A 19,708-nucleotide genomic window follows, 5' to 3' on the forward strand; every position below is an offset into this window, starting at 1 on the left:
TTTGGCCCTGAGTTGAGTTATAGCTATTAGCCACTAATTTGACCAGTACCGAGGGAATCCAAGAGCCCATTAAAATCAAGGCTCTGTGGATCCAATCACAACAAGCGTCAACGAGCCGTGATTTTCCAGGCGCGGTGGATCTTGGCATTGCGGGCAAAATCCGGATCGATGGTCTGGGTTGTGATCTCTTCGATCGCGTAACGCTCAGATAGATTGGCCTCCAGCTCGAACTTGCGAAAGTTGTTCGAGAAATACAGAACACCGCCGGCTGCCAGGCGTGCCATGGCCAGGTCGATCAGTTGCACCTGGTCGCGCTGCACGTCGAAGACGCCTTCCATGCGCTTGGAGTTGGAGAAGGTCGGCGGGTCGATGAAGATCATGTCGTACTCGTCCCGAGCGTTCTCCAGCCAGGCCATTACATCGCCCTGCTCCAGGCGATTCTTGTCCGAGAAACCGTTGAGCGACAGATTGCGCCGCGCCCAGTCCAGATAGGTTTTCGACAGGTCGACGCTGGTGGTGCTGCGTGCACCGCCCTTGGCCGCATGAACACTGGCGGTGGCGGTATAGCAGAACAGATTGAGGAAGCGCTTGCCGGCGGCCTCTTTCTGAATACGCATGCGCATCGGCCGGTGGTCGAGGAACAGGCCGGTGTCGAGGTAATCGGTGAGGTTCACCAGCAGCTTCACGCCGCCTTCATTGACTTCGACGAACTTGCCTTGGGCAGCCTGGCGCTCGTACTGCTTGATGCCACTCTGGCGCTCACGACGCTTGACCACCACGCGGCTCTTGTCGATGTTCAGCGCCTGCGGAATCGCCGCCAGCGCATCGAACATGCGCGCCGAGGCCTTTTCCGGGTCGATGGATTTGGGCGCGGCGTATTCCTGGACGTGGACCCAATCGTGGTACAGGTCGATGGCCATGGAGTATTCCGGCATGTCGGCATCGTAGACGCGGTAGCAATCGACGCCATCACGCTTGGCCCATTTGCCCAGGGCCTTGAGATTCTTCAGCAGGCGGTTGGCGAACATCTGCCCGCCTTCACTCAGGCGCGGCTGCTCGATCACAGGCGCCGGGGCCGGCTTGATCGGGTTGCCATTCTTGTTGTACTTGCGCTCTTGCGGCTCGTTCGGCGACTGATCGTACGCAGCCTGTTCACGCTCGGCCTGACGCTGCTCCGGGGTACGACGCTCGCCGGTGACGAACTGGCTCGGCTGCACCTTGATCAGCAACAGCTTGCACGGCAAGGCGCCGTTCCAGAACGAGTACTGCTTGTGGCTGCGAATGCCCATGCGCTTGCCCAGGTCCGGCGCGCCGGTGAACACCGCCGCTTCCCAGTTCAGGCAGGCCTGACGCAGGCGTTCGCCGAGGTTCTGATAGAGGTAGAGCAGGCTCGCCTCTTCGCCCAGACGCTCGCCGTAGGGTGGGTTGCAGATCACCAGGCCTTTCTGGTTCTGGTCCGGGCGCGGCTCGAAGGTCGCGACTTCGCCCTGGTAGATCTTGATCCAATCGCTCAGGCCGGCACGCTCGACGTTGTTGCGACCCGGCTGGATCAGGCGCGGATCGGCTTCATATCCGCGAATCCACAGCGGTGTCTTGGCCAGACCGGCCGCGGCACGTTCGGCAGCTTCTTCATGCAGTTTTTTCCACAGCGCCGGCACGTGGCCGAGCCAGGCAGTGAAGCCCCATTGCTCGCGACGCAGGTTCGGCGCGATATCGGCGGCGATCATTGCCGCTTCCACCAGGAATGTCCCCACACCGCACATCGGGTCCGCCAGCGCGCCGCCTTCGGCCGCGATACGGGGCCAGCCGGACCGGATCAGGATGGCCGCCGCGAGGTTTTCCTTCAGCGGCGCCGCACCTTGCTGCAGACGATAACCGCGCTGGTGCAGGCTGTGGCCCGAGAGGTCGAGGGAGAGAATGGCTTCGCCACGGTCCAGGCGCAGGTGGATGCGCAGGTCCGGGTTGAGTTTGTCGATGGATGGACGATCGCCCTGCGGGGTGCGCAGTTTGTCGACGATGGCGTCCTTGACCTTCAGGGCGCCGAAGTGGGTGTTGTCGATGCCCGAGCCATGGCCGCTGAACTCCACGGCCAGGGTCCCGTCATTGAGCATGTGGTCTTGCCAGTCGATGTCGTGCACGCCGTGATAGAGGTCTTCGGCGTTTTTCATCGGGAAACGCTTGAGCACCAGCAGCACCCGGTTGGCCAGGCGCGACCACAGGCACAGGCGATAGGCGGTTTCCATGGTAGCCATGCCGCGCACGGCAGAGGTGTGCTCACGTGCATCCTCAAGGCCAAGCCCGGCGGCTTCCTCAATGAGCAGGCCTTCAAGGCCCTTTGGACAGGTGAGGAAGAGTTCGAAACGATCGGACATGAGGATACGTAGCCTTTAGCTGAGTGGACCGACAACGCATTGCCGGCCCGGTTTTCAATCAGGCGCTTTTCTCGAAGAGCGCCCGCGTGGCACGAAGGTGTGCCGTTCCACCCTGACTGCTCGGGTTAAAAGAGCTTAGATGCCAGGACAGATAAAAAAGTTGATGCAATAAAATGTCATAAGTCGACCCTTCGTCGAAAACTGTCGCATTGCAACGCGAGACATTCTCAGCAAAGGATTAACCCCTTCATCTTGCGGGGGGCCGATCATACAGGGCTTTGATCAATAAAAACGGGACAACATCGTGTTACTTATGGCCGTAGCATCTTTTTGGTTACGTTCTTATGACAAAACGATCATTCCCTCGATGTGACGCATTGGTTAGAAATCAATACAGGTTGGCGCCGCCATGACGCCAACACTTTGGCTCGCCACGCCGGCAGCGGGCCCCAAATGGCAGAGTCTTTCTGCCTGACCTCGATAGAGGTCGACGCGATAAAAACAGTCAACAAGTGAGGGCAACACCCTATGAGAAGACTTAAGCGTGATCCTTTGGAACGAGCATTTTTGCGCGGCTATCAATATGGGGTTGGTGGTAAATCCCGTGAGCTTTGCCCATTTACTCTACCGTCGGTACGTCAAGCCTGGATCAACGGCTGGCGAGAAGGACGCGGCGACAACTGGGACGGTATGACCGGCACTGCGGGAATCCACAGACTCAACGAACTTCACGCTGTCGGCTAACACAGGGCACACATTCTTCCGACACGACAATCTGATCAGTTAACGAATTAACCACGCACGTCCCATCCGGACGGCGGGCTCCGGCCCAGGGGCTCCTTTAAAGGAGCCCTTTTTTATGCCTGATCGTTTACCCAAAACAATCACCTGTAGGAGCGAGCATGCTCGCGATGGACGGTAACGATCACACGTGCGTTTTGGAAACACGCGGTGTTCTTCAGTCCATCGCGAGCATGCTCGCTCCTACAAGGGTTCAGCGCAGGGCTGCGATGGCATCCACGGACTCGCGAATCAACGCCGGGCCTTTATAGATGAAGCCCGAATAGATCTGCACCAGGCTCGCACCCGCGGTGATTTTCTCCGCCGCATGCTTGCCCTCGGTGATGCCGCCCGCTGCGATGATCGGCAAGCGACCGCCCAGTTCCGCCGCCAGCACCTTCACGGTATGGGTGCTCTTCTCGCGAACCGGTGCACCCGACAGACCGCCCGCCTCGTCACCATGCTCCATGCCCTCGACGCCCACGCGACTCAGGGTGGTGTTGGTGGCGATGACCGCGTCCATGCCGGTTTCGATCAACGCTTGCGCAACTTGTGCGGTTTCTTCGTCGCTCATGTCCGGGGCGATCTTGATTGCCAGTGGGACGTGTTTGCCGTGACGCAGCGCCAGCTCGGCGCGGCGGGTGGCCAGGTCGGCCAGCAATTGCTTGAGCGAGTCACCGAATTGCAGGCTGCGCAGGCCCGGGGTGTTAGGCGAGCTGACGTTGACCGTCACATAGCTGGCGTGGGCATAGACCTTGTCCAGGCAAATCAGGTAATCGTCGACTGCGCGCTCGACCGGCGTGTCGAAGTTCTTGCCGATGTTGATGCCCAGCACGCCCTTGTATTTGGCCGCCGCGACGCGGGCCAGCAGGTGATCGACGCCGAGGTTGTTGAAGCCCATGCGGTTGATGATCCCTTCGGCTTCCGGCAGGCGGAACAACCGTGGCTTGGGGTTGCCCGGCTGCGGGCGCGGGGTGATGGTGCCGATTTCGACGAAACCGAAACCCAACTGGGCGAAACCGTCGATGGCCGCGCCGTTCTTGTCCAGGCCGGCCGCCAGCCCCACAGGGTTGGGGAAGTCCAGGCCCATGACCGTCACCGGCTTTTTCGCCGGCGCCTTGCACAGCAAACCGTTGAGCCCCAGACGCCCGCCTGCGCCGATCAGGTCCAGGGACAGATCGTGGGAGGTTTCCGGGGAAAGTTTGAACAACAGCTGACGGGCCAGGGTGTACATGGGCGGCTTGGACTCGGGGCGGCGAAAAGTGGCGGCGATTATAGCCGGGGTTGAGGTCGACAGGCGACCTCTTTGCCTGGGCTCAAGGGCTTTCGATCTGTTGTAGCGCGTAGGTATTGTCAGTCCGTTTGCCACTGCCAAAGATCAGCGGGAAGTAGATCAACATCGCCATCATTGCCAGACAGCCGGTCAGGATATGTGCCTGATAACCTTCATCGAGATCGGACTCACTCAGCAAATGACCTACCGCGCCAACGACCAAACTGATCGCATGTCCCGCCGAAAGTCGCATCGCCCCAATATCAAAAGCCGCATCGCCTAACTGCGCCGCGGTGGGTAGCTGTATGCCGGCGCGCACGTTCACCTCCGTTTGCCTCCAGGACTCAAGGTCAAACAACACCGAGTCCCGTCCCAGGGACGGATTCAACATATTCAGGCTTTTGAAGACAACGGTGAGGACATCATCCAGGGCCATGCCAAAGCCGTTCAACGCCCCTTTAATTGCATCTGCCCCCAGGCTGTAGCCAAGCCCCGCGGCAGCTCGTGCGGCGCCGCTGAGGGGGGCCATTTGCCCCAACTCCGCCAGTAAAAACTGAGCCGCGCCATAAGCAGCGGTTGTGGCCCCAGTGTTCCGCGCGTTGGCGGCCCCTGCATTGCTCGTTAGAGGAAACACGGCGTTAAGCAGGCCTCTGACCAGCGTGTAAATCACTCCACCGGCCACTGCCGGCAACAACGTACTGGTTGCACCGGTCGAATGCGCCAAAATCAGTGCGCCCACTGAAATAACCGCCATACCGACACGCCCCAGTCGCGACGCCGGGCTCGCCGTCCCGTCACGTTCGTGTCGAATGGCTCCAATCAAAGTCAACGCCGGTCCAACCATTGAAATAGCGGCGACCATCCACGCGCGCGTGGCTTCAGTGGAATCGCCTTCGCGCAAGGCTTGCTCAATGTGGTAATTCACGACCTGGCGCAGCACTTCACTGAACGCAACAATCAAACCCGTACGGCCGGTGATATGAAGCAGATTGAGCCCGGGGCCTTTGGCCGTTTCAAGCCACTCCATGCCCGCTTGAAGCATGGTTTGCATTCGACTTTCGCGGGTTTGTTCGGTGTCTGCGGTAGTCAACGAATAGACCCGGTCAAAGAACTCTCCAACAGGTTCCCTGGGCAAGTTTCTATCTTGATCGATGAATGCGGTGACCCTACCCACCACATTTTGGTCAGTCTCACCTAATTGCCTGTAGATCTCCCCGATCTGAGTCGTCACTGCACGGTTCATCAACTCCATGCTGGCTGCGATTTGCCTCGGCGTCCCCAAAGTGGCCATCCGAAAACTCGGGGATTGAGCAAACGCTGATGGGTCAAGCGCAGTTGAACTGTGCGTTGTTGCGTGGGTGTCGGGTAATGCAATGTCTCGTACTACCGATCCCGAAATCGATTGAACCATTGCCATGCCTCTTTTTGATTAAGGATGTCGTACCTGGAATGTGCCGCTCACCACTCACTCTTCTCCCACGAATCGTCACCCTTGGGCTGGAAGACATCAAAAATGAAGCTCTTCATAAAAAGCTCCACACTGAACGCCAGGGTGTTGGCACCCATGACCTCCTTGAAAAGCAGCGAGTCGCTCAACTTTTCGTCTTTCAAGCGAACCAGTAGCTGTTGCGTGATGGCCATTAACGCCTTGGCACCGTTGTAGGCAGGTGATTGGCCATCCGCTCCCCGCAGTGAACGAAGAAACTCATAAATCGCCTTCGCGCCCTGCCCCTCCATGGCCAACAACATTTGATACACACGCTCGAACTCAGGATCCGGGCGCTTGCTTGCAGGTAGTTCTTGGCTGGCTGCCAGCAGGCGCGACTCCAGGGACTCGACCGACGGGATCCCACTGCGTTCGAACGCCCTGGAACCGCTCACGGTTTCAATCTTCATCACAGGCCTCGCCAGGGACACATTGAGTGGAGCCGGCACTGCGCCCGGCGAAGCTCGAGCACAGGTCCGTGAGCGCCTGCATGGAGGCATGGTCCAGGGTACGAACCGACTCCGGCAGTTTGGCGACGCACGCCAACAACCGCGGTTCCAGGCGTTGCCGGGTCGCTTCAATATCGAATTCGAGCAGTTGATCCGCCAGTCGCGCCACGCAACGCTCCTGGGGGTGAAAGTCGAGGACCAGTTCGCCAGGCCAAAGCCTGCGCCAACGCTCGCGCATTGCATTGGCCTGCGGCTGATATTGCGTCGGCAGCAGCACTTGCAACACGGCACTGCAATCGCCGGACTGCTCCGCCAGCCAACGCTCCAGCATTTCGTCCAGCCATTCGGGGCGACTCAAGACTTGTACGAGCATATCGCGGGCAGCCTGCACCAGATTTTTACGCAGCTGCAGCCCGAGCGCCTGGGACTCCTGCAAGCCAGCCGCCAGGTGCCCGGTCGCGCGCAAGATGCCCTCGGCATAACCTTCCCGAAAGGCGTGGGCATGAATCATCTCGGCGTCATATCGGGCCTGGTCGACACAGTCACGGGCCCAGCGCCGGGCCTGCTGCTGCAACACGCGGCGTCGACGCTCGGCGGCAATGTCTTCGCCGCTCAGATGCACATCGTCGGACTCGGGAATTTCAGTCAGTGTTCGAATAGCGTCGAGCATGCTGCACCGCCAAAAAGAAAAGGGCTGTATCGGGTTCTGTGACCGGCCATTGCTCGTGCAGGCGAACGACCGGCTCGGGAAACTGCAAGACCAGCCGTTGCAGCAAGCTCGAGGGCACCTGCTGGTGCCAGCTCCATAACGCATTGAAACCGGCGGCTTCGACCTGCTGCGCAGAAACAGGCAGTCGCTCGATCGGCAGACCGCTCCTGGCTCCCTGGCTGTAACCGGCGAACCGACGCACCGGTATTGGCAGGCATGACAAGGCTGCGCCGCGCGCCAGTTCGGGCATCAAGCGATAAGCGCCCATCAACTTTGCGACATAGGGCAATCTGCGCCAATGACGGACCCATTGAGCAGCCACAGCGGTCAGCGGTGTCGAAGGCCATGGCGCTTGTAACGCGAGACCTTCAAGCAGTATCCCGTTGAGCCGCTTTCGTGCCGGCGCCCCATCAAATCCCGCCGGTAGGGACAAGCGCTGCGGATGCAGGTAACTCAACGGCTCGGCAAGAATGACCTGTAGACGTTCAGCGTTTGTCATCACGCTGCCCTGCACTCGATTGACGGTAGGACCAGGCTGCAGCGCCGGCCAACAACAACCCGGCCACCAGGGCCAGCGACCACACCCAGTGAGCTTGCCCCTGCGTTGCCGCCGCGGACGGCGCGACATGCTGTGTTGGCGAACGCTTGGACAGAATGACCGAGATGTTCTCGTACTCGACCGCAGCAAAACTGTTCTTGAGAAATCGCTTGATGTCGGTGATCAACAATTGCGGTTCAACGTCGCGTTCATGGATCGCCACTGCCGCCAGATGGATCGGCGGTGACTTGCGCCCGCCTTCGCCGGCATCCAGGTCGTAACTGACATGCACCCGTGCCGAGACCACGCCTTCAAGCACGCCCAGCGACTGCTCGATGCGCTGCTCCAGTGCCGAATAGAGCCGGGCCTTTTCAGCGCGGGGCGAGGCCACCAGCGAGTCGGCAGGAAACATTTCCGCTACTTGCAGCCGAGGCCTTGAAGGCAACGAATAGAGGTTGAGCAAATCGACAGCGGCGGAGAAGTCGACCTGATCGATTTTCACCGCGTAACCGGATTTGCCGGCGTCGACTTTTACCGCTGCGATGTTGTTGCGTTGCAGCACCGAAAGCACTTCATTGGCCTGTTGCTGGTCGAGCCCCTCCAGCAGATTCGGCTGGCGACAGCCTGCCAGCGCCAGGCACAACAGCATCAACAACACGCCTGGCTTCATGATGCGCGCAACAGGGTTTCGGCCGTGCCCACCGCTTTGCGCACCAGCACGTTGAGCAAGTTGATGTCCACGTTGTATTGCCCGGTCATCTCCTGCAACTGAGCCAGTACTTCGGGGTTGGTGATATCCGGGCGCTGCAGCATCTGATTGATCGCTGAAACGTCCTGCTCGCTGTTGACCGCGGAACCGGCGAACGCGTCGATCAATCGTGACTCCAGGGATACGATGGGGCCTTCCTGCGGACTGCGTAGCTCAGTGAAAGATGCAGGCTCGATGTCGGACAGGAAAATGCTTTCTAAAAACATGCGATGCACTCATGAAAGTGGCCATCGTCATACACCGATGGCCGGTCAATGAAGGAAGGGTCAGCGCGCCGCCTGGATGATCGCCATGTCGATATCCTTGAAGCCCTTGATCGTGTTGGTCTGGGCGTTGCGGAACACGGTGTAGGAGGAAAATGCGGTCTGGTAGGCAGCCAACTTGCCAGGGTCAGAAGCATCTTTCTTCAATTCTTCCAACGCCTTGTCCAGAGCATCCTTCAGTCCCATGGCACCTGTTTCAAATGCCTCGGCCTGACGCCCGAGAAAGTCATCGGGAAAGTCGATCGGAATACCAATGTCAGCCATGCGTCACCTTTTTAGTGGGTTGTTGGAAAGTGCCAGGATGACGAGGTCATCTTGATGTAGCCCTGCGGGCCGGTTTGAAACGACTTGCCCTTGAGCGCGTCGTCCGTGAGCGCGACAGTGAAATGCACGTAGCGATCACCCCACTGTCGGTAAAAACCATCGACATACTGACGAGCAGCGGCCAACTCGGAATCCTGCAGATTGCCCACCAGGGCAAAGGTGACACTGTCCTCGCTTTCGACCCGATCGAAGGCCAGTGAAAGGCGTTGCAATCCTTCCTGCGCCAGGTCGGCGAGCAGGTGGTCATCCTGCATTTGCACCGCAATATCCCGGGCATAGGGCGCAGCCGCCAACAGCGCATCGGACAGTTCTTTCTGCCTCAGGGGCGTCAACAGGTTGCGCTGGGTGCTGAGCAGCAGGCGCGGCATCGAAGGGTCCTTGAGGTCGAGCGAATGCCAGGCCAATTGCGGATCATGATCGACCAGCAACTGCTCCAGCCGACGGCGCTCCTGGTCAATCACCAGCACCTGGCTGTCCGGCGTTTTGTGGCGCACCAGCACTTGTCGACTCCAGCTGGCGTCGCGTTCGGAATTCACAAAGACATAAACCGCTTCGTCACGCCCGCGCAGCACCTCGACCTGCGCACTGGCGCCTGCGATCAACGCTCGAATATCGGTTTCGGGTGTCGGCGCCGGTAACGACCAGACACTCGCCACCGTGACCAGCGCAGCCAGCGCCATGCCGCCGGCGATCCATCGAGTAATGGGGCTGCGTCGCCCAGTAACAGCCTCTACAGCGGATGAGTCGGCCTGTTGCTGCTGCAGAAGTTCGGGCGCCCAGGATTGGCCTTCAGGGCGCAAGGCGATTTTCAGACCACCGATCTGTACCCAGGTCTGAAAGGCACACTGGCGTAACTCGCCGCAATCATTGAGCACGCGTACTGGCAGACCATCAGGTGTGACTTGATCGGCCAGTACCTCGAAATTGCACCCGCCCTGCTCCAATGGAATGAAGATGGCATCCTCCGGGACGCTGGCAGTCATTGCCCCATCACCGAGCAATTCCAGAGCGCCTACCACGAACAAGGTCGAGGTTTCGCCAAGAGGGAATTCACAGCCCTGCAGCGGACCGTTGAGTATCCGAACTACGCAAGACTGCTGGGTGGGGGCCGTCAGAACTGTCACCGTTCAAGCTCCAGAGCTGTGAAATGAACGGGTATGTTAGGAAGGCTGGCTGAAGGATTCCTGATCGAATTCTGCCGATGAAACCCGGCAGGGGATCAGAATCTTCAGCCAGCGTTGCGTCCTCATTCGCGCGCCTGGGCCAACACCCGATAGCGCTGCCACACCTTGCGCGCATAACGAAGACGCGCAGCTTGCCGGCGCGGCGAATTACCGGCGTTGTAGGCGCCCACTGCTGTCCAGTTGTAACCGTAGCGAGCGATGAAACCGGCCAGTACCGAAGCGCCGATTTCGACCGACAGGCAGGGCTCTGCCAGCAAGCGCTGCTCGGTAATACCCTGGCTTTCCAGGCGAGAGAGGTGACGGCTGTTGATCTGCATCAGCCCAATGTCGCGCGTGCCGTCTTTGTTGTAGTTGATTGCATCCGGCATTTGTCCGGACTCGACCTCGGCAATCGCCCGCAACAGTTCGGGCTCGATGGAATGCTGCCGCGCAGCCTGACTCCAGCAAAAAGCCTGCACCTGCCCCGCGCCAAAACACGCGACGATGAGCAGCCACTTGATCCTGCGCGGATTCATGCCAGACGCCGCCCGTCATCTGGCGCCAATTGCTCCCTGACCCGGAAGTCGAGCGCCGGCGTCTGATGGCGAACATCGGTTGCACGCAGCAACGATTGCCAGAGGGGGGCCACCACCGATCCACCCTGCAACGGCACGCCATCCATGGCTTGCGGCTTCATCAGGCGCAACCAGTTTGCATATTGGTTGCGGGCCATGAGCGGATTGCCTCCGAACAGCACATTCCAGGCAGCCAGTCCCTGTTCCCCGATAGCGTTTTCAATCAGGCCGGCTTGCTCGAGCTCATGCCAGGCAGCCGCATGCTGATCGAAATATGCCAACACCACAGCGTGCAAAATGACCAGCAACGGATTGCTCCCCCCACATCGCGGTAATGAACGACGAGCCAGGAACAGTGCTTGCGTCGGGCTTTGCGACAGAGCGATGCGAACCCGCAAGACCTGCGCCCGGACGCAATCACGGTCGTGCTGCAAACACGTTTCGATGCTTTGCGTTGCCTGCTCGTCGCGGCGCCAGAACCAGTGATGCCACGCATGGAAGTAATGAGCGTCAGCTTGATCGGCCGTCAATAAACAGCGTCGGAAAAGTACCTGGGCAGCCTGCTCGCAGCCGCGAAGACTGGTGAGCAGGGCCAGGCGCGTCAACACCAGAGGACTGGAAGGGTCAAGCGCCAACGCGTTAGATATTGCCGCCTGGGCCTCTTCAATCGCCCGGCCCTGATAACACAAACCGATCATCGCCTGCCCCAGCCAGGCATCTGCCAATCCGCACCAGCCAGGTGCGTACCCGACATCCTGTTTAAGGCATTGGCGAAACTGCACCAGGGCATCGCGCAGGCTTTGCGGAGTGTGCTGATACAGGCGGCATAAACCATTGAGATAGGCCACTGCGGCCGGATATGACTGGCAGGAATCTCCGACGGGACGCAACCGCGGAACGTGTTGGGCAACCAGACACGTCAGCGCGCCAAGTGCCTCCCCAAGGTCACGGGCGTCCAGCGTCTGTCCATGCAACAGCACCTGATCACTGCCACGGATCAACTCGACCGACCATTGATGTTGCTCACTCGTGCCGGTAGCGCGCCCACTCAGGTAGTAGTCCACCGACAATTGCCCAACCAGCGAACGCACATCGACAGGGTTTTGGCAGACGCCCATCAAACCCGAAGGAATGACATGCAATGCCCCGCCGAAAGCCATGGTCAATTGACGGATCATCACATCCTGCAAATCCAGCGCAGCTGTTTCGTCCAAATTGCGAAAAGACAGAACGGCCAGTGAAGGCACCGTGGCCCGCGCCTGTCCCGGTGCATCGAGTTCGACAACCGGAGAGGTGAATCGATAACCCTGACCATACACCGTCGCGATGAAATCCTTGTTCTCCCGGAGCAGTTTGCGCAGTGTGTAAATACAGCGGGTCAACGACTCTTCGGCAGCATCCGTTTCGGGCCAGACCTGGTCCAGCAAATGGTCCTTGCTGACGACCGCACCCGCCGATTTCAACAACAGGCGCAATACGTTCAATTCTTTGGGTGGGACGTGAACTCCTTGTCCATCTCGCATCAGCGTTCCATCGCTTTGCAATTGCCAGCAGTCAAAAACGAATGACCTGACCGGCATCTGATCAGTTGCACTGTCCATACTCTGAGACTTCTCTATAGAAAGGTACTGAAGCGCAAATAAGCCTGTGGGTGGGCAGGCTCAAGATGACAAGCGGCGTGACTATAGGAAGATGGCCGGGACTAATCCGTAGGACTAATGCCGTTACAACCCCGCGAATTCTCAACGAAAGTTGTAGGTATTTTCGCCAGTAGGCCTGCGATATCGCTATCGACCTTCGCGAGCAAGCTCACCCCTGCAAGGAAGCACATACGCTGTTTTCTTCACCAACAGACAGATATCCTTCACTGTCTTCCACTCTCCTGCCTCCGTTTCAGGCAGTTCAATATTGAACGTTTCATTCAGCGCTAATACGACCTCAACAAAGCCTATGGAATCCATATATAAATCCTGGACCAATCGTGAACTCATTCCTATCTTGTGGTGACTCGCAGGAAAATAATTCGACAATACTTTGATGACTTGATGTTCAATTTCAAGTTCAGCACGCGGATCATCCGACATCTTTTATCCAATGCAGTAAATGGCAGGTGCAAGCCAGATTCAAACGAACCAGCGATGCGCCCGCCCAGTGACATTAAAATTTATTGACTACATGTTGTCCGTATTCACATCAAAAATTCAGCATGGCCTTAAGCATGTCTGCGAACTGATTAAGATGCGAAGAGAGAACCTTATTAAAGTTGTCGTGATAAGCGTTGGCATTTGAATACTTCTGCGTGAGGGATTGCAAAAGGTTTTTCATGCGCTCCTCCTGGGCGTTGAAACCGGTTTGCCAGGACTGGAATCTGGAGGGGTCCCAATGCACGAAATCCTGTGCCGGCAAGCCGTCCTTCATGAGACGCAACGGTCCCGTATCAATGACAACGCAATAGGAACCATCCGGGTTTTTCACGAGACAACTCTCAGGCAAACCCAACGCTTTTAGCCACTTCTCCGCCTCTTCCTTGCTCGCGCCTCCTTGGCCAGGTTTCGGGAACAGCACGGCGGCAGGATTTGGCAGGGTGTACTTCTGTATAAGTTTTTCCAGAGCGGCTCTAAAAGGACCGGTTGAAACTGCGATGTATTTACCTTCATCGATGGCTATGATCCAGTCCTTCATCACCGCGGTTATTTCCGCGTTGAAGTCAGAAAAGAAAGCCGAATAGGCCTTGAGAATGTGTTCATACCCGGCCAGGTAGCCGTTCTTGATCAGGTCAATGAGTTCGAGCAGCTTGTCGAAAAAATCATTCGATGATTTCACGCCAGGATCCAGTTCTTCTGCGATCTCATCCGGGAGAGGTCTGCTCAACAGATCACTCCAGATGCGTTGCAGCTCTCCAACAAGTTGCTGTTGCTGCTCCCCAGGCATCGCCGCCATGCAGTGGGTCATGACCGCGCCACACTGCTGCAACTGCTGAGTGAACATCTGTGAGCGGATACGTTTGGCATGGACTTGCTCCATGAACTCGGCGATGACCAGTTCCGCAGTTCCTCCGGCGAGTAACACTTCGGCCATCTTTTGGGCATTCGGCTGGACCTTTAACATATTCTCGAGATTGCGATTAAACGCTTTCATAGAGCGGTCCAGCAATTGCGTCAGGGAAAAAGCGGCGTGGACTTCAGGTGGCATTTCAGGTGGTAAAGGTGCGTCGGCGGTCGCATTGAAATCGACTGCTGTTGGTAGTGGCGGGGTGAAATCGTTAATTCTCATGCTGAACCCTCATCAAGCCTTCGCAACTGTGCCAATGACTCCAATCTTCGACTGGCTGATCTGTGCCATCATCTCCACCAGTTGTTGACGCAATTTCTCCTCGGCCGCATCTTTCTGGGCGACTTCATCACTCAAACTCTTCTGGGTGTTCTGCACACTTTGCTGCAATACCTCTTGCTCGCGCGCCGCATGTTCGGTCATGCGAACGGCGCTGGATATCATCTGGCTCATGCTCATCGCCATGGCGTTGAGGAAGCGACCGATTTCCAGTTTTCTTTCGATGCTCTTGGCACCCATCTCGCTCTGCCAATCCGAGGTCTTGCTTACCTTCTGCGCGTTGAGGATTCCATTGTCGAACAGGGCCTGTTCCTGAGGTGTCAGCGTCGAGCCCTTGGGCTTGAGATTGAACGACGTCATGCGTCCCAAGTCATCGAAGGTCTTGATTTTGTAGGTGGTTTGCGGGTCCCAGTCATCGCGGTTGCGATCCCGCTGGAGGTCACGCTTGATGTTGCTGGCGTCGAGTGAATCGCGCTTGTTCAGGTTGATGTCCGCATGTTTGAACGCTTGTCCCTGAAGGTTTTTGATCATGGCGAACCCGGCGATGACACCGGAAACCACGGCGTTTGTGATGGCCGCGTTCAATGCGGCCTTGCCCGACTCGACAATGGCGGCGCCCTGCGCTTTGGCGGCATCGGCCGCCATGACGCTGAAATGCCCGCGCAGATGGGCGTTGGCCACCCGCGAGATGCTCAGCGCAATGATGGCTGCCACCAATACGTTGGCATGTTTCTCCCAGGCACCGGGGTCGAATAGAAGGTCGTTTCTGACTTCATCGTTAACCAGACTCATCGCCACGACAAAATCTTGCCAGTCGGACTCGGTGGATTCGTGGCGATCGATTGCCTTGGCAAGTTCCTCAGCGAGTTCCTTAGCGTCAGGCGCTCTCGACTCATCGCTCTGCAGTATTTGATTTCCTGTGATTCGGTCCATCAATGCCGAATCGGAAAGGCGCTTGCTCTTGAGTTCCTTCGAAAACTGTTCCTGGGCAATCAATTCGCTCAAGCCAGCATCGTTGACCGGATCGTGAGCCAATACCGGTGGTGCGGTTCTGACAGCAGTGTTAATGGTCGTCATCAAAAACTCCTTTTACTTATCCGATCAAACATGTCGAACCATGTGCAGGCTGACGGAATGGCTGAGCTGCATATCGGAAAACAGCTGCTCGATCTGCCGGGTCCGGTCTTGCATTGCCTTGCCGTAGTCCTCGACTAACCGGGTGAGGTAGGAGCTGATTTCTTCACTGATCGCCGTGCGCACTCGCACCTCGGCCAGATGCTCGGCAGCCTGGGCCTGATGCATACCGCTCCTGATCTGCAACCCGCCCTGCACCGCCACATTGCCGAACTCGGTGACGGCTTGAGCAATCTCCAGATTGGCGGCGTAACGGGCGAGGGTCACCGGGTCGGCGCCGTGGGTGATGAAGCCGCGAAATTGCGTCAGCAACTGGGTCATCGAGTTGCCCAGCGACGTTGCCAATTGCCGCATGGCCTGCATCGCCGCAGGCGCCGCCTGAGCAACTACCGAAGCCAGTTTCGAAGCGATGGCGCCGATCATGGGGCCGATCACCTGCACCCCGACCACGGCCACCAGCGCAACGGCTGCAATCGTTGAAGCAATCCCCTGGATCATGCCGGCGATTTGCGCGATGTCTTTCGCGGTTTCCTCGTCGACGCCAACAGCTATCAGCAATTTGGTATAGAGCTCGGTGAACAGCTTGATGGCCTCCTGCATCACCGTGGTCAGCGGCTTCATGGCCTGCTCCATGAATGAAACGCCCGTCGCCTCCTTGACCACCGCATCGGAAATCATCACCGCCGCGCCGATCACGCCCACGGCGATGAGCACCGGGTTGGCGGTCAATACGCCGGCGGCAATGGTCGCCACGGTCAATATCGCGCCAACGATTTTACCGATGCAGCCCATGGTTTTTTGCAGCGCCTCGGCCTTGCGCACTTCTTCCAGATACTTTTCCGACTCAAGCTTCATGTGCTCCTGAATCTTGGCCTGCAGCTTGAGGAAAACATCCTGATTGAGTTCTTCCTTGTTCTGCGCTGCCTCGCCGAGCATTTCGATGACCTTCATCCGCAGTAGCAGTGCCTGACCGCTGCTGCTCAGCGCCTTCTCCTGCATGGCCTTGACGCCAGGCCCCACAAGCCCTGCCTCCATTACCCGGGCTGTTATGGCCGCGACGGATTTGGCGGCAGTGTTGGCAATCTCGATCAGTTTCAGATGGGCATCAGTGGCTTTTTGAAACGTCTGGGTATGTTCCGCCAGCTCACCTTTGAGCTGGTCACGTCGCGCCAACTCGCTCGCATATTCCGGTGACTCGGGATCGAGCCCGGCCAGGCGGGCTTCGCTTTCTTCCAGCAAGCCCTGAAAATGCTCAACCCGTTCGCGCAGTTTCTCGAGTTTTTCCTGGCTGCCGCCAACCGCCTCCTCGGCCGCTGCCAGCGCTTCAACCGCGGCGTTGTATTCAGCCGACAGTTTTTCAAGACCTTGCTGTTTCGCGCCGGCCATGGTTTGCAGCATGGCCAGGCGATTTTTCAGCTTGTTAACGTCAATCTCGCTGAACAGTTCGCTGATCAGCGCCATCAACAGCGTGAACACATCGCCGTCCGTTTCCTGTCTATTGCCGTCGGCGCGCGGCGGTGGCGCATGCAACTGCGGCCGTACCGAACCGGCGGTGGAGTGACGGTGTTCGCCACTTTCGTAACTCACCGACATCAGTGCGGCCAACGCCTCTTGGCCGGCCTTTTGAAAATCCGCCGTCCTGGCAGCCTCGGCGGCGGCCTTGCCGTATTTCTCAAAGGCTTCAGTTCGGCTCAATACCCCCTGAATGACCGGATTGAAGGTGCTTGTGATTTCACTCATGTTCAGTCCTCCGAACAGTGCTGTTCCATTTGCCCCAGGGTGTCGAGATACACCCGGGCCTGATCTCGCAGATCGTCTTGCGCGGCTTGCTCAAGCACGTATTCGAAACAGAGCCGGGCCTTGCCGACCCTGCCCAGGGCAAGCTGGCATTGGCCGGTGTAAAACATCGGCCGCCAATCGCTCTTGCCTTGGGCGAAAGCGATCGCGTACAGATCGATCGCTTTTTGATGGTTCTGCTTGAGCTGGTGCACCGCCGCCAGCCCCATCCAGTAATGGCTGTTGTAGAAGTCGTAGATGCACAGGAAGTGGAAAAACTTCTCGGCATCGTCCAGCCGACCCTGCTCATAAAACTGGTAGGCGAAGGCGTACAGGCTGTTCATCTGCTCATCACTGATGCCCTGCACATCCTTCAACGGCGCACCGGCGAGTACCGCATCCACCACTTCAAGGGCGACCTGTTCAGCTTGTTTGTTGTTGCGACTCATCAGCCACACTCCTGAAAAAACGTCAGCGTTGCTGACCCATGCATTGAGCCGAAGCGCCGGGGAGAACGCTGCCAAATTGCGCTCATGCCGACACCCGAATGGATAAAGACTCCCGTCTCTCTGTAGGAGCGAGCTCGCTCGCGATGGACGTCAACGATGACGCTGGTTGTCTGAATGAACGCAGCGCCCTCTCGCTCTTCGCGAGCAAGCTCGCTCCCACAGTTGGCGGGTCATGGGAATCAGGCTTGTTCGACTTGTTCGAGCCAGATCAGCAGGCGCAGGACTTCTTCGATTTCCTGCACCTGGAGGAAGCTGTAGCGTTGGTGGGTCTTGAAGATCCGTCGGGCCAGTGCGATGTCGTGGATCACCGGTACACCGACTTCTTTGGCATAGGCTCGGACAGCCAGGGCGCGCTGGTTGGTTTCCATCAGGGAGATGAACGGCAGCAGAGTGATTTCCGGGCGGAAGTACACACCGATGGCAATGTGGGTCGGGTTGGCGATGATCATCCGCGAGCTGCGTATAACGGACTTGATCTGCTCCGACAGCAATTCCCGATGCAGGTCGCGACGGCGTCCCTTGATTTGCGGATTGCCGTCCTGTTCCTTGTGCTCGCGCTTGACCGAGTCCTTGTCCATCATCTGATCTTTCATGAACAGCCAGTACTCGCTCAAGGCATCGAGTACGACGATCAACAGGACGCAGCCCAGAAACGCCAGCACCAGTACCAGTAGCAGATGCCCCCAGATGGCGAACAGGTCCGGTGCCTGGGCGAACAGTTGGGCGAACAGCAATTGCCGCTGGGTGATCCAGACGATCCACAGCGCCATGGCAAAACTGCCCAGGTACAACAGCGCCTTGAACGTGTCCTTGACGGTGCGCAGGCTGAACAGTTTCTTGAAACCATTAATCGGGTTCAGCGCGCCGAAGTTGAGCTTCAAGGCTTCGCTGGCCAGGGCAAATCCACTTTGCAGCAACGCGGGCAATGCGCTGGTCAGGACACACACCAGCAACAGCGGCAGCAACGCCTTGAGCCCCACTACAACCAGGGTCGCCGAATACTTTTGCAAGTCAGCGTCGAAGCCGCTGGCGATGATGCGCCGATAGACCTCCATGATTTCAATCAGCGAGCTGTTGAACACCATGTAGCTGATGCCGCACAGGGTCAGGCAGGTGATCACCAGATCCTTGGCCTTGAAGGTCTGCCCTTTGCGAGCAGCATCGCGCAGGCGCTTGGCGGTGGGCTTCTCAGTCTTCGAGGCGCTGGACGACATCGCCACCCTCCCCGCTTGCACCCAGATAGTGTTCCAACGCCCCGGGCTTCAAGCCCATGCGCAGCACTTCGTCTGGCAGGTGCACGCCGAAATACAGCATCAACACCCCCAGCGCCACCAGGCTCTTGACCGTCAATGACACCGAGAATGCATTCATTTGCGGCGCGTATCGCGAGAGCAAGCCCAGCAACGCCTCGCTGACCAGCAGGGTTGCCACCACCGGCGCGCTGATCACCAGCGTCTTGCTCACCAGCGCATCCAGCAGGCTCAGCAAGGCTGGCACGTGCACCTCGCAGCCGTTCGCCGGCATGCAGATGCGGTAACTGTGGCCAACCGTCTCGAGCATCAACAGCATGCCGCCACCTTCGAGGTACACAGCAGCGGCGAACAGCTGGAGAAAGTTCGCCAGTTCCGAGGTATCCACGCCGTTGGCCGGATCCACCGTACTGCTCAGCATCGCCCCGCGCTGGTTGTCGATCAGGTTGCCCATGGCGTGCAACACCCAGAATGGCCAGCACAACAGGCACCCCAGCAACACGCCGATCCCTGCCTCGCGCAATACCAGGCCGAAGAACGCCAGACTATCCAGCGCCGGCAACGGCACACCGACATAGCTCCAGAACCCCAGCGCCACCAGGACAATGACGGCCTGGCGCGGCGCCCCGGTGAGCACCCCGCTGTTGAGAAACGGCAGCATGAAAAAGATCGGTGCCAGGCGCGCAACACCGACAATCGCAGCGGCGAACAACGCGTACAGATCGAAAAACAGAGTCACCGGCATCAACCTAACCCAGGGCCAGGCGCATGACTTCACGACTGAAATCGAGCAGGGTTTCGCCATACCAACCCGAGAGCAAAAACAGGCACCCGGCGACCGCCAGCAGCTTGAAGCCGAACGGCAACGTCTGCTCCTGCAACTGGGTCACGGTCTGGATCAACCCGACCACCAGGCCGACCACCGTGGCCACGATGATCGGCCAGGCCACCATCAACAGAATCAGATACAGGGTTTTGTTGCCGGCATAGACCAGATCGTTCATGAGC

General features: G+C 58.3%; 21 protein-coding genes. 1 reads left to right on the forward strand and 20 read right to left on the reverse strand.

The window, feature by feature from the left end; all coding sequences use genetic code 11:
* Positions 1–107: 107 nt before the first annotated feature.
* Positions 108–2,372: a bifunctional 23S rRNA (guanine(2069)-N(7))-methyltransferase RlmK/23S rRNA (guanine(2445)-N(2))-methyltransferase RlmL gene (gene rlmKL, locus ABTV29_RS22490; RefSeq protein ID WP_433766853.1), complete on the reverse strand. Its 2,265-nt coding sequence runs from the start codon at positions 2,370–2,372 to the stop codon at positions 108–110.
* Positions 2,373–2,900: 528 nt separating this feature from the next.
* Between rlmKL and rmf the strand changes: the two genes are divergently transcribed.
* Positions 2,901–3,116: a ribosome modulation factor gene (rmf, locus tag ABTV29_RS22495; protein WP_003223300.1), complete on the forward strand. Its 216-nt coding sequence runs from the start codon at positions 2,901–2,903 to the stop codon at positions 3,114–3,116.
* Positions 3,117–3,366: 250 nt separating this feature from the next.
* On the opposite strand, the gene ABTV29_RS22500 is transcribed toward rmf, so the two are convergent.
* From ABTV29_RS22500 to ABTV29_RS22590, 19 genes are all read right to left on the reverse strand, one after another.
* Positions 3,367–4,386, reverse strand: coding sequence for a quinone-dependent dihydroorotate dehydrogenase (locus ABTV29_RS22500; protein ID WP_433766854.1), 1,020 nt, complete (start codon positions 4,384–4,386; stop codon positions 3,367–3,369).
* An 82-nt stretch (positions 4,387–4,468) separates the two neighbouring features.
* Complete coding sequence (locus ABTV29_RS22505) at positions 4,469–5,668, reverse strand: hypothetical protein (RefSeq protein ID WP_433766855.1); 1,200 nt, start codon at positions 5,666–5,668, stop codon at positions 4,469–4,471.
* Positions 5,669–5,883: 215 nt separating this feature from the next.
* A complete protein-coding gene (locus ABTV29_RS22510) occupies positions 5,884–6,321 on the reverse strand; it encodes a hypothetical protein (RefSeq protein ID WP_433766856.1) in 438 nt (145 codons plus the stop codon).
* Positions 6,311–7,030: an oxygen-regulated invasion protein OrgB gene (locus ABTV29_RS22515; protein WP_433766857.1), complete on the reverse strand. Its 720-nt coding sequence runs from the start codon at positions 7,028–7,030 to the stop codon at positions 6,311–6,313. The genes ABTV29_RS22510 and ABTV29_RS22515 overlap by 11 nt, the downstream gene beginning before the upstream one ends.
* Positions 7,002–7,568: a secretion system protein gene (locus ABTV29_RS22520; protein WP_433766858.1), complete on the reverse strand. Its 567-nt coding sequence runs from the start codon at positions 7,566–7,568 to the stop codon at positions 7,002–7,004. Before ABTV29_RS22520 ends, ABTV29_RS22515 begins: the two co-directional genes overlap by 29 nt.
* Positions 7,555–8,277, reverse strand: coding sequence for an EscJ/YscJ/HrcJ family type III secretion inner membrane ring protein (locus tag ABTV29_RS22525; RefSeq protein ID WP_433766859.1), 723 nt, complete (start codon positions 8,275–8,277; stop codon positions 7,555–7,557). Before ABTV29_RS22525 ends, ABTV29_RS22520 begins: the two co-directional genes overlap by 14 nt.
* The gene (sctI, locus tag ABTV29_RS22530; RefSeq protein WP_433766860.1) at positions 8,274–8,582 is read right to left on the reverse strand and encodes a type III secretion system inner rod subunit SctI; all 309 of its coding nucleotides are present in this window, start codon (positions 8,580–8,582) and stop codon (positions 8,274–8,276) included. The genes ABTV29_RS22525 and sctI overlap by 4 nt, the downstream gene beginning before the upstream one ends.
* Before the next feature lie 60 nt (positions 8,583–8,642).
* Positions 8,643–8,903, reverse strand: a complete 261-nt coding sequence (gene sctF / locus ABTV29_RS22535) for a type III secretion system needle filament subunit SctF (protein ID WP_433766861.1) — start codon at positions 8,901–8,903, stop codon at positions 8,643–8,645.
* An 11-nt stretch (positions 8,904–8,914) separates the two neighbouring features.
* Complete coding sequence (locus ABTV29_RS22540) at positions 8,915–10,087, reverse strand: PrgH/EprH family type III secretion apparatus protein (RefSeq protein ID WP_433766862.1); 1,173 nt, start codon at positions 10,085–10,087, stop codon at positions 8,915–8,917.
* Positions 10,088–10,209: 122 nt separating this feature from the next.
* Positions 10,210–10,662 carry a transglycosylase SLT domain-containing protein gene (locus tag ABTV29_RS22545; RefSeq protein ID WP_433766863.1) on the reverse strand — a complete coding sequence of 151 codons (453 nt, stop codon included), beginning with the start codon at positions 10,660–10,662 and terminating at the stop codon, positions 10,210–10,212.
* Entirely contained in the window at positions 10,659–12,302 is a 1,644-nt protein-coding gene (locus ABTV29_RS22550; RefSeq protein WP_433766864.1) for a winged helix-turn-helix domain-containing protein, read from the reverse strand. The genes ABTV29_RS22545 and ABTV29_RS22550 overlap by 4 nt, the downstream gene beginning before the upstream one ends.
* A 186-nt stretch (positions 12,303–12,488) precedes the next feature.
* On the reverse strand, positions 12,489–12,785 hold the full coding sequence (locus ABTV29_RS22555) for an acyl carrier protein (protein WP_433766865.1): 297 nt from the start codon (positions 12,783–12,785) through the stop codon (positions 12,489–12,491).
* Positions 12,786–12,894: 109 nt separating this feature from the next.
* Entirely contained in the window at positions 12,895–13,974 is a 1,080-nt protein-coding gene (locus ABTV29_RS22560; RefSeq protein WP_433766866.1) for an IpaD/SipD/SspD family type III secretion system needle tip protein, read from the reverse strand.
* A gap of 12 nt (positions 13,975–13,986) precedes the next feature.
* The gene (locus tag ABTV29_RS22565) at positions 13,987–15,036 is read right to left on the reverse strand and encodes an IpaC/SipC family type III secretion system effector (protein WP_433766867.1); all 1,050 of its coding nucleotides are present in this window, start codon (positions 15,034–15,036) and stop codon (positions 13,987–13,989) included.
* 96 nt (positions 15,037–15,132) lie between these two features.
* Positions 15,133–16,905 carry a type III secretion system translocon subunit SctE gene (gene sctE, locus ABTV29_RS22570; RefSeq protein ID WP_433766868.1) on the reverse strand — a complete coding sequence of 591 codons (1,773 nt, stop codon included), beginning with the start codon at positions 16,903–16,905 and terminating at the stop codon, positions 15,133–15,135.
* A gap of 2 nt (positions 16,906–16,907) precedes the next feature.
* Complete coding sequence (gene sicA, locus ABTV29_RS22575; protein WP_433766869.1) at positions 16,908–17,390, reverse strand: type III secretion system translocator chaperone SicA; 483 nt, start codon at positions 17,388–17,390, stop codon at positions 16,908–16,910.
* 239 nt (positions 17,391–17,629) lie between these two features.
* Positions 17,630–18,664, reverse strand: coding sequence for an EscU/YscU/HrcU family type III secretion system export apparatus switch protein (locus ABTV29_RS22580; RefSeq protein WP_433766870.1), 1,035 nt, complete (start codon positions 18,662–18,664; stop codon positions 17,630–17,632).
* Positions 18,639–19,445, reverse strand: coding sequence for a type III secretion system export apparatus subunit SctT (sctT, locus tag ABTV29_RS22585; RefSeq protein ID WP_433766871.1), 807 nt, complete (start codon positions 19,443–19,445; stop codon positions 18,639–18,641). The genes ABTV29_RS22580 and sctT overlap by 26 nt, the downstream gene beginning before the upstream one ends.
* 4 nt (positions 19,446–19,449) lie before the next feature.
* On the reverse strand, positions 19,450–19,704 hold the full coding sequence (locus tag ABTV29_RS22590; protein WP_433766872.1) for an EscS/YscS/HrcS family type III secretion system export apparatus protein: 255 nt from the start codon (positions 19,702–19,704) through the stop codon (positions 19,450–19,452).
* Positions 19,705–19,708: the final 4 nt, after the last annotated feature.

Origin of the sequence: Pseudomonas putida (assembly GCF_050989985.1) — a bacterium.
GTDB classification, from domain to species: domain Bacteria; phylum Pseudomonadota; class Gammaproteobacteria; order Pseudomonadales; family Pseudomonadaceae; genus Aquipseudomonas; species Aquipseudomonas putida_AI.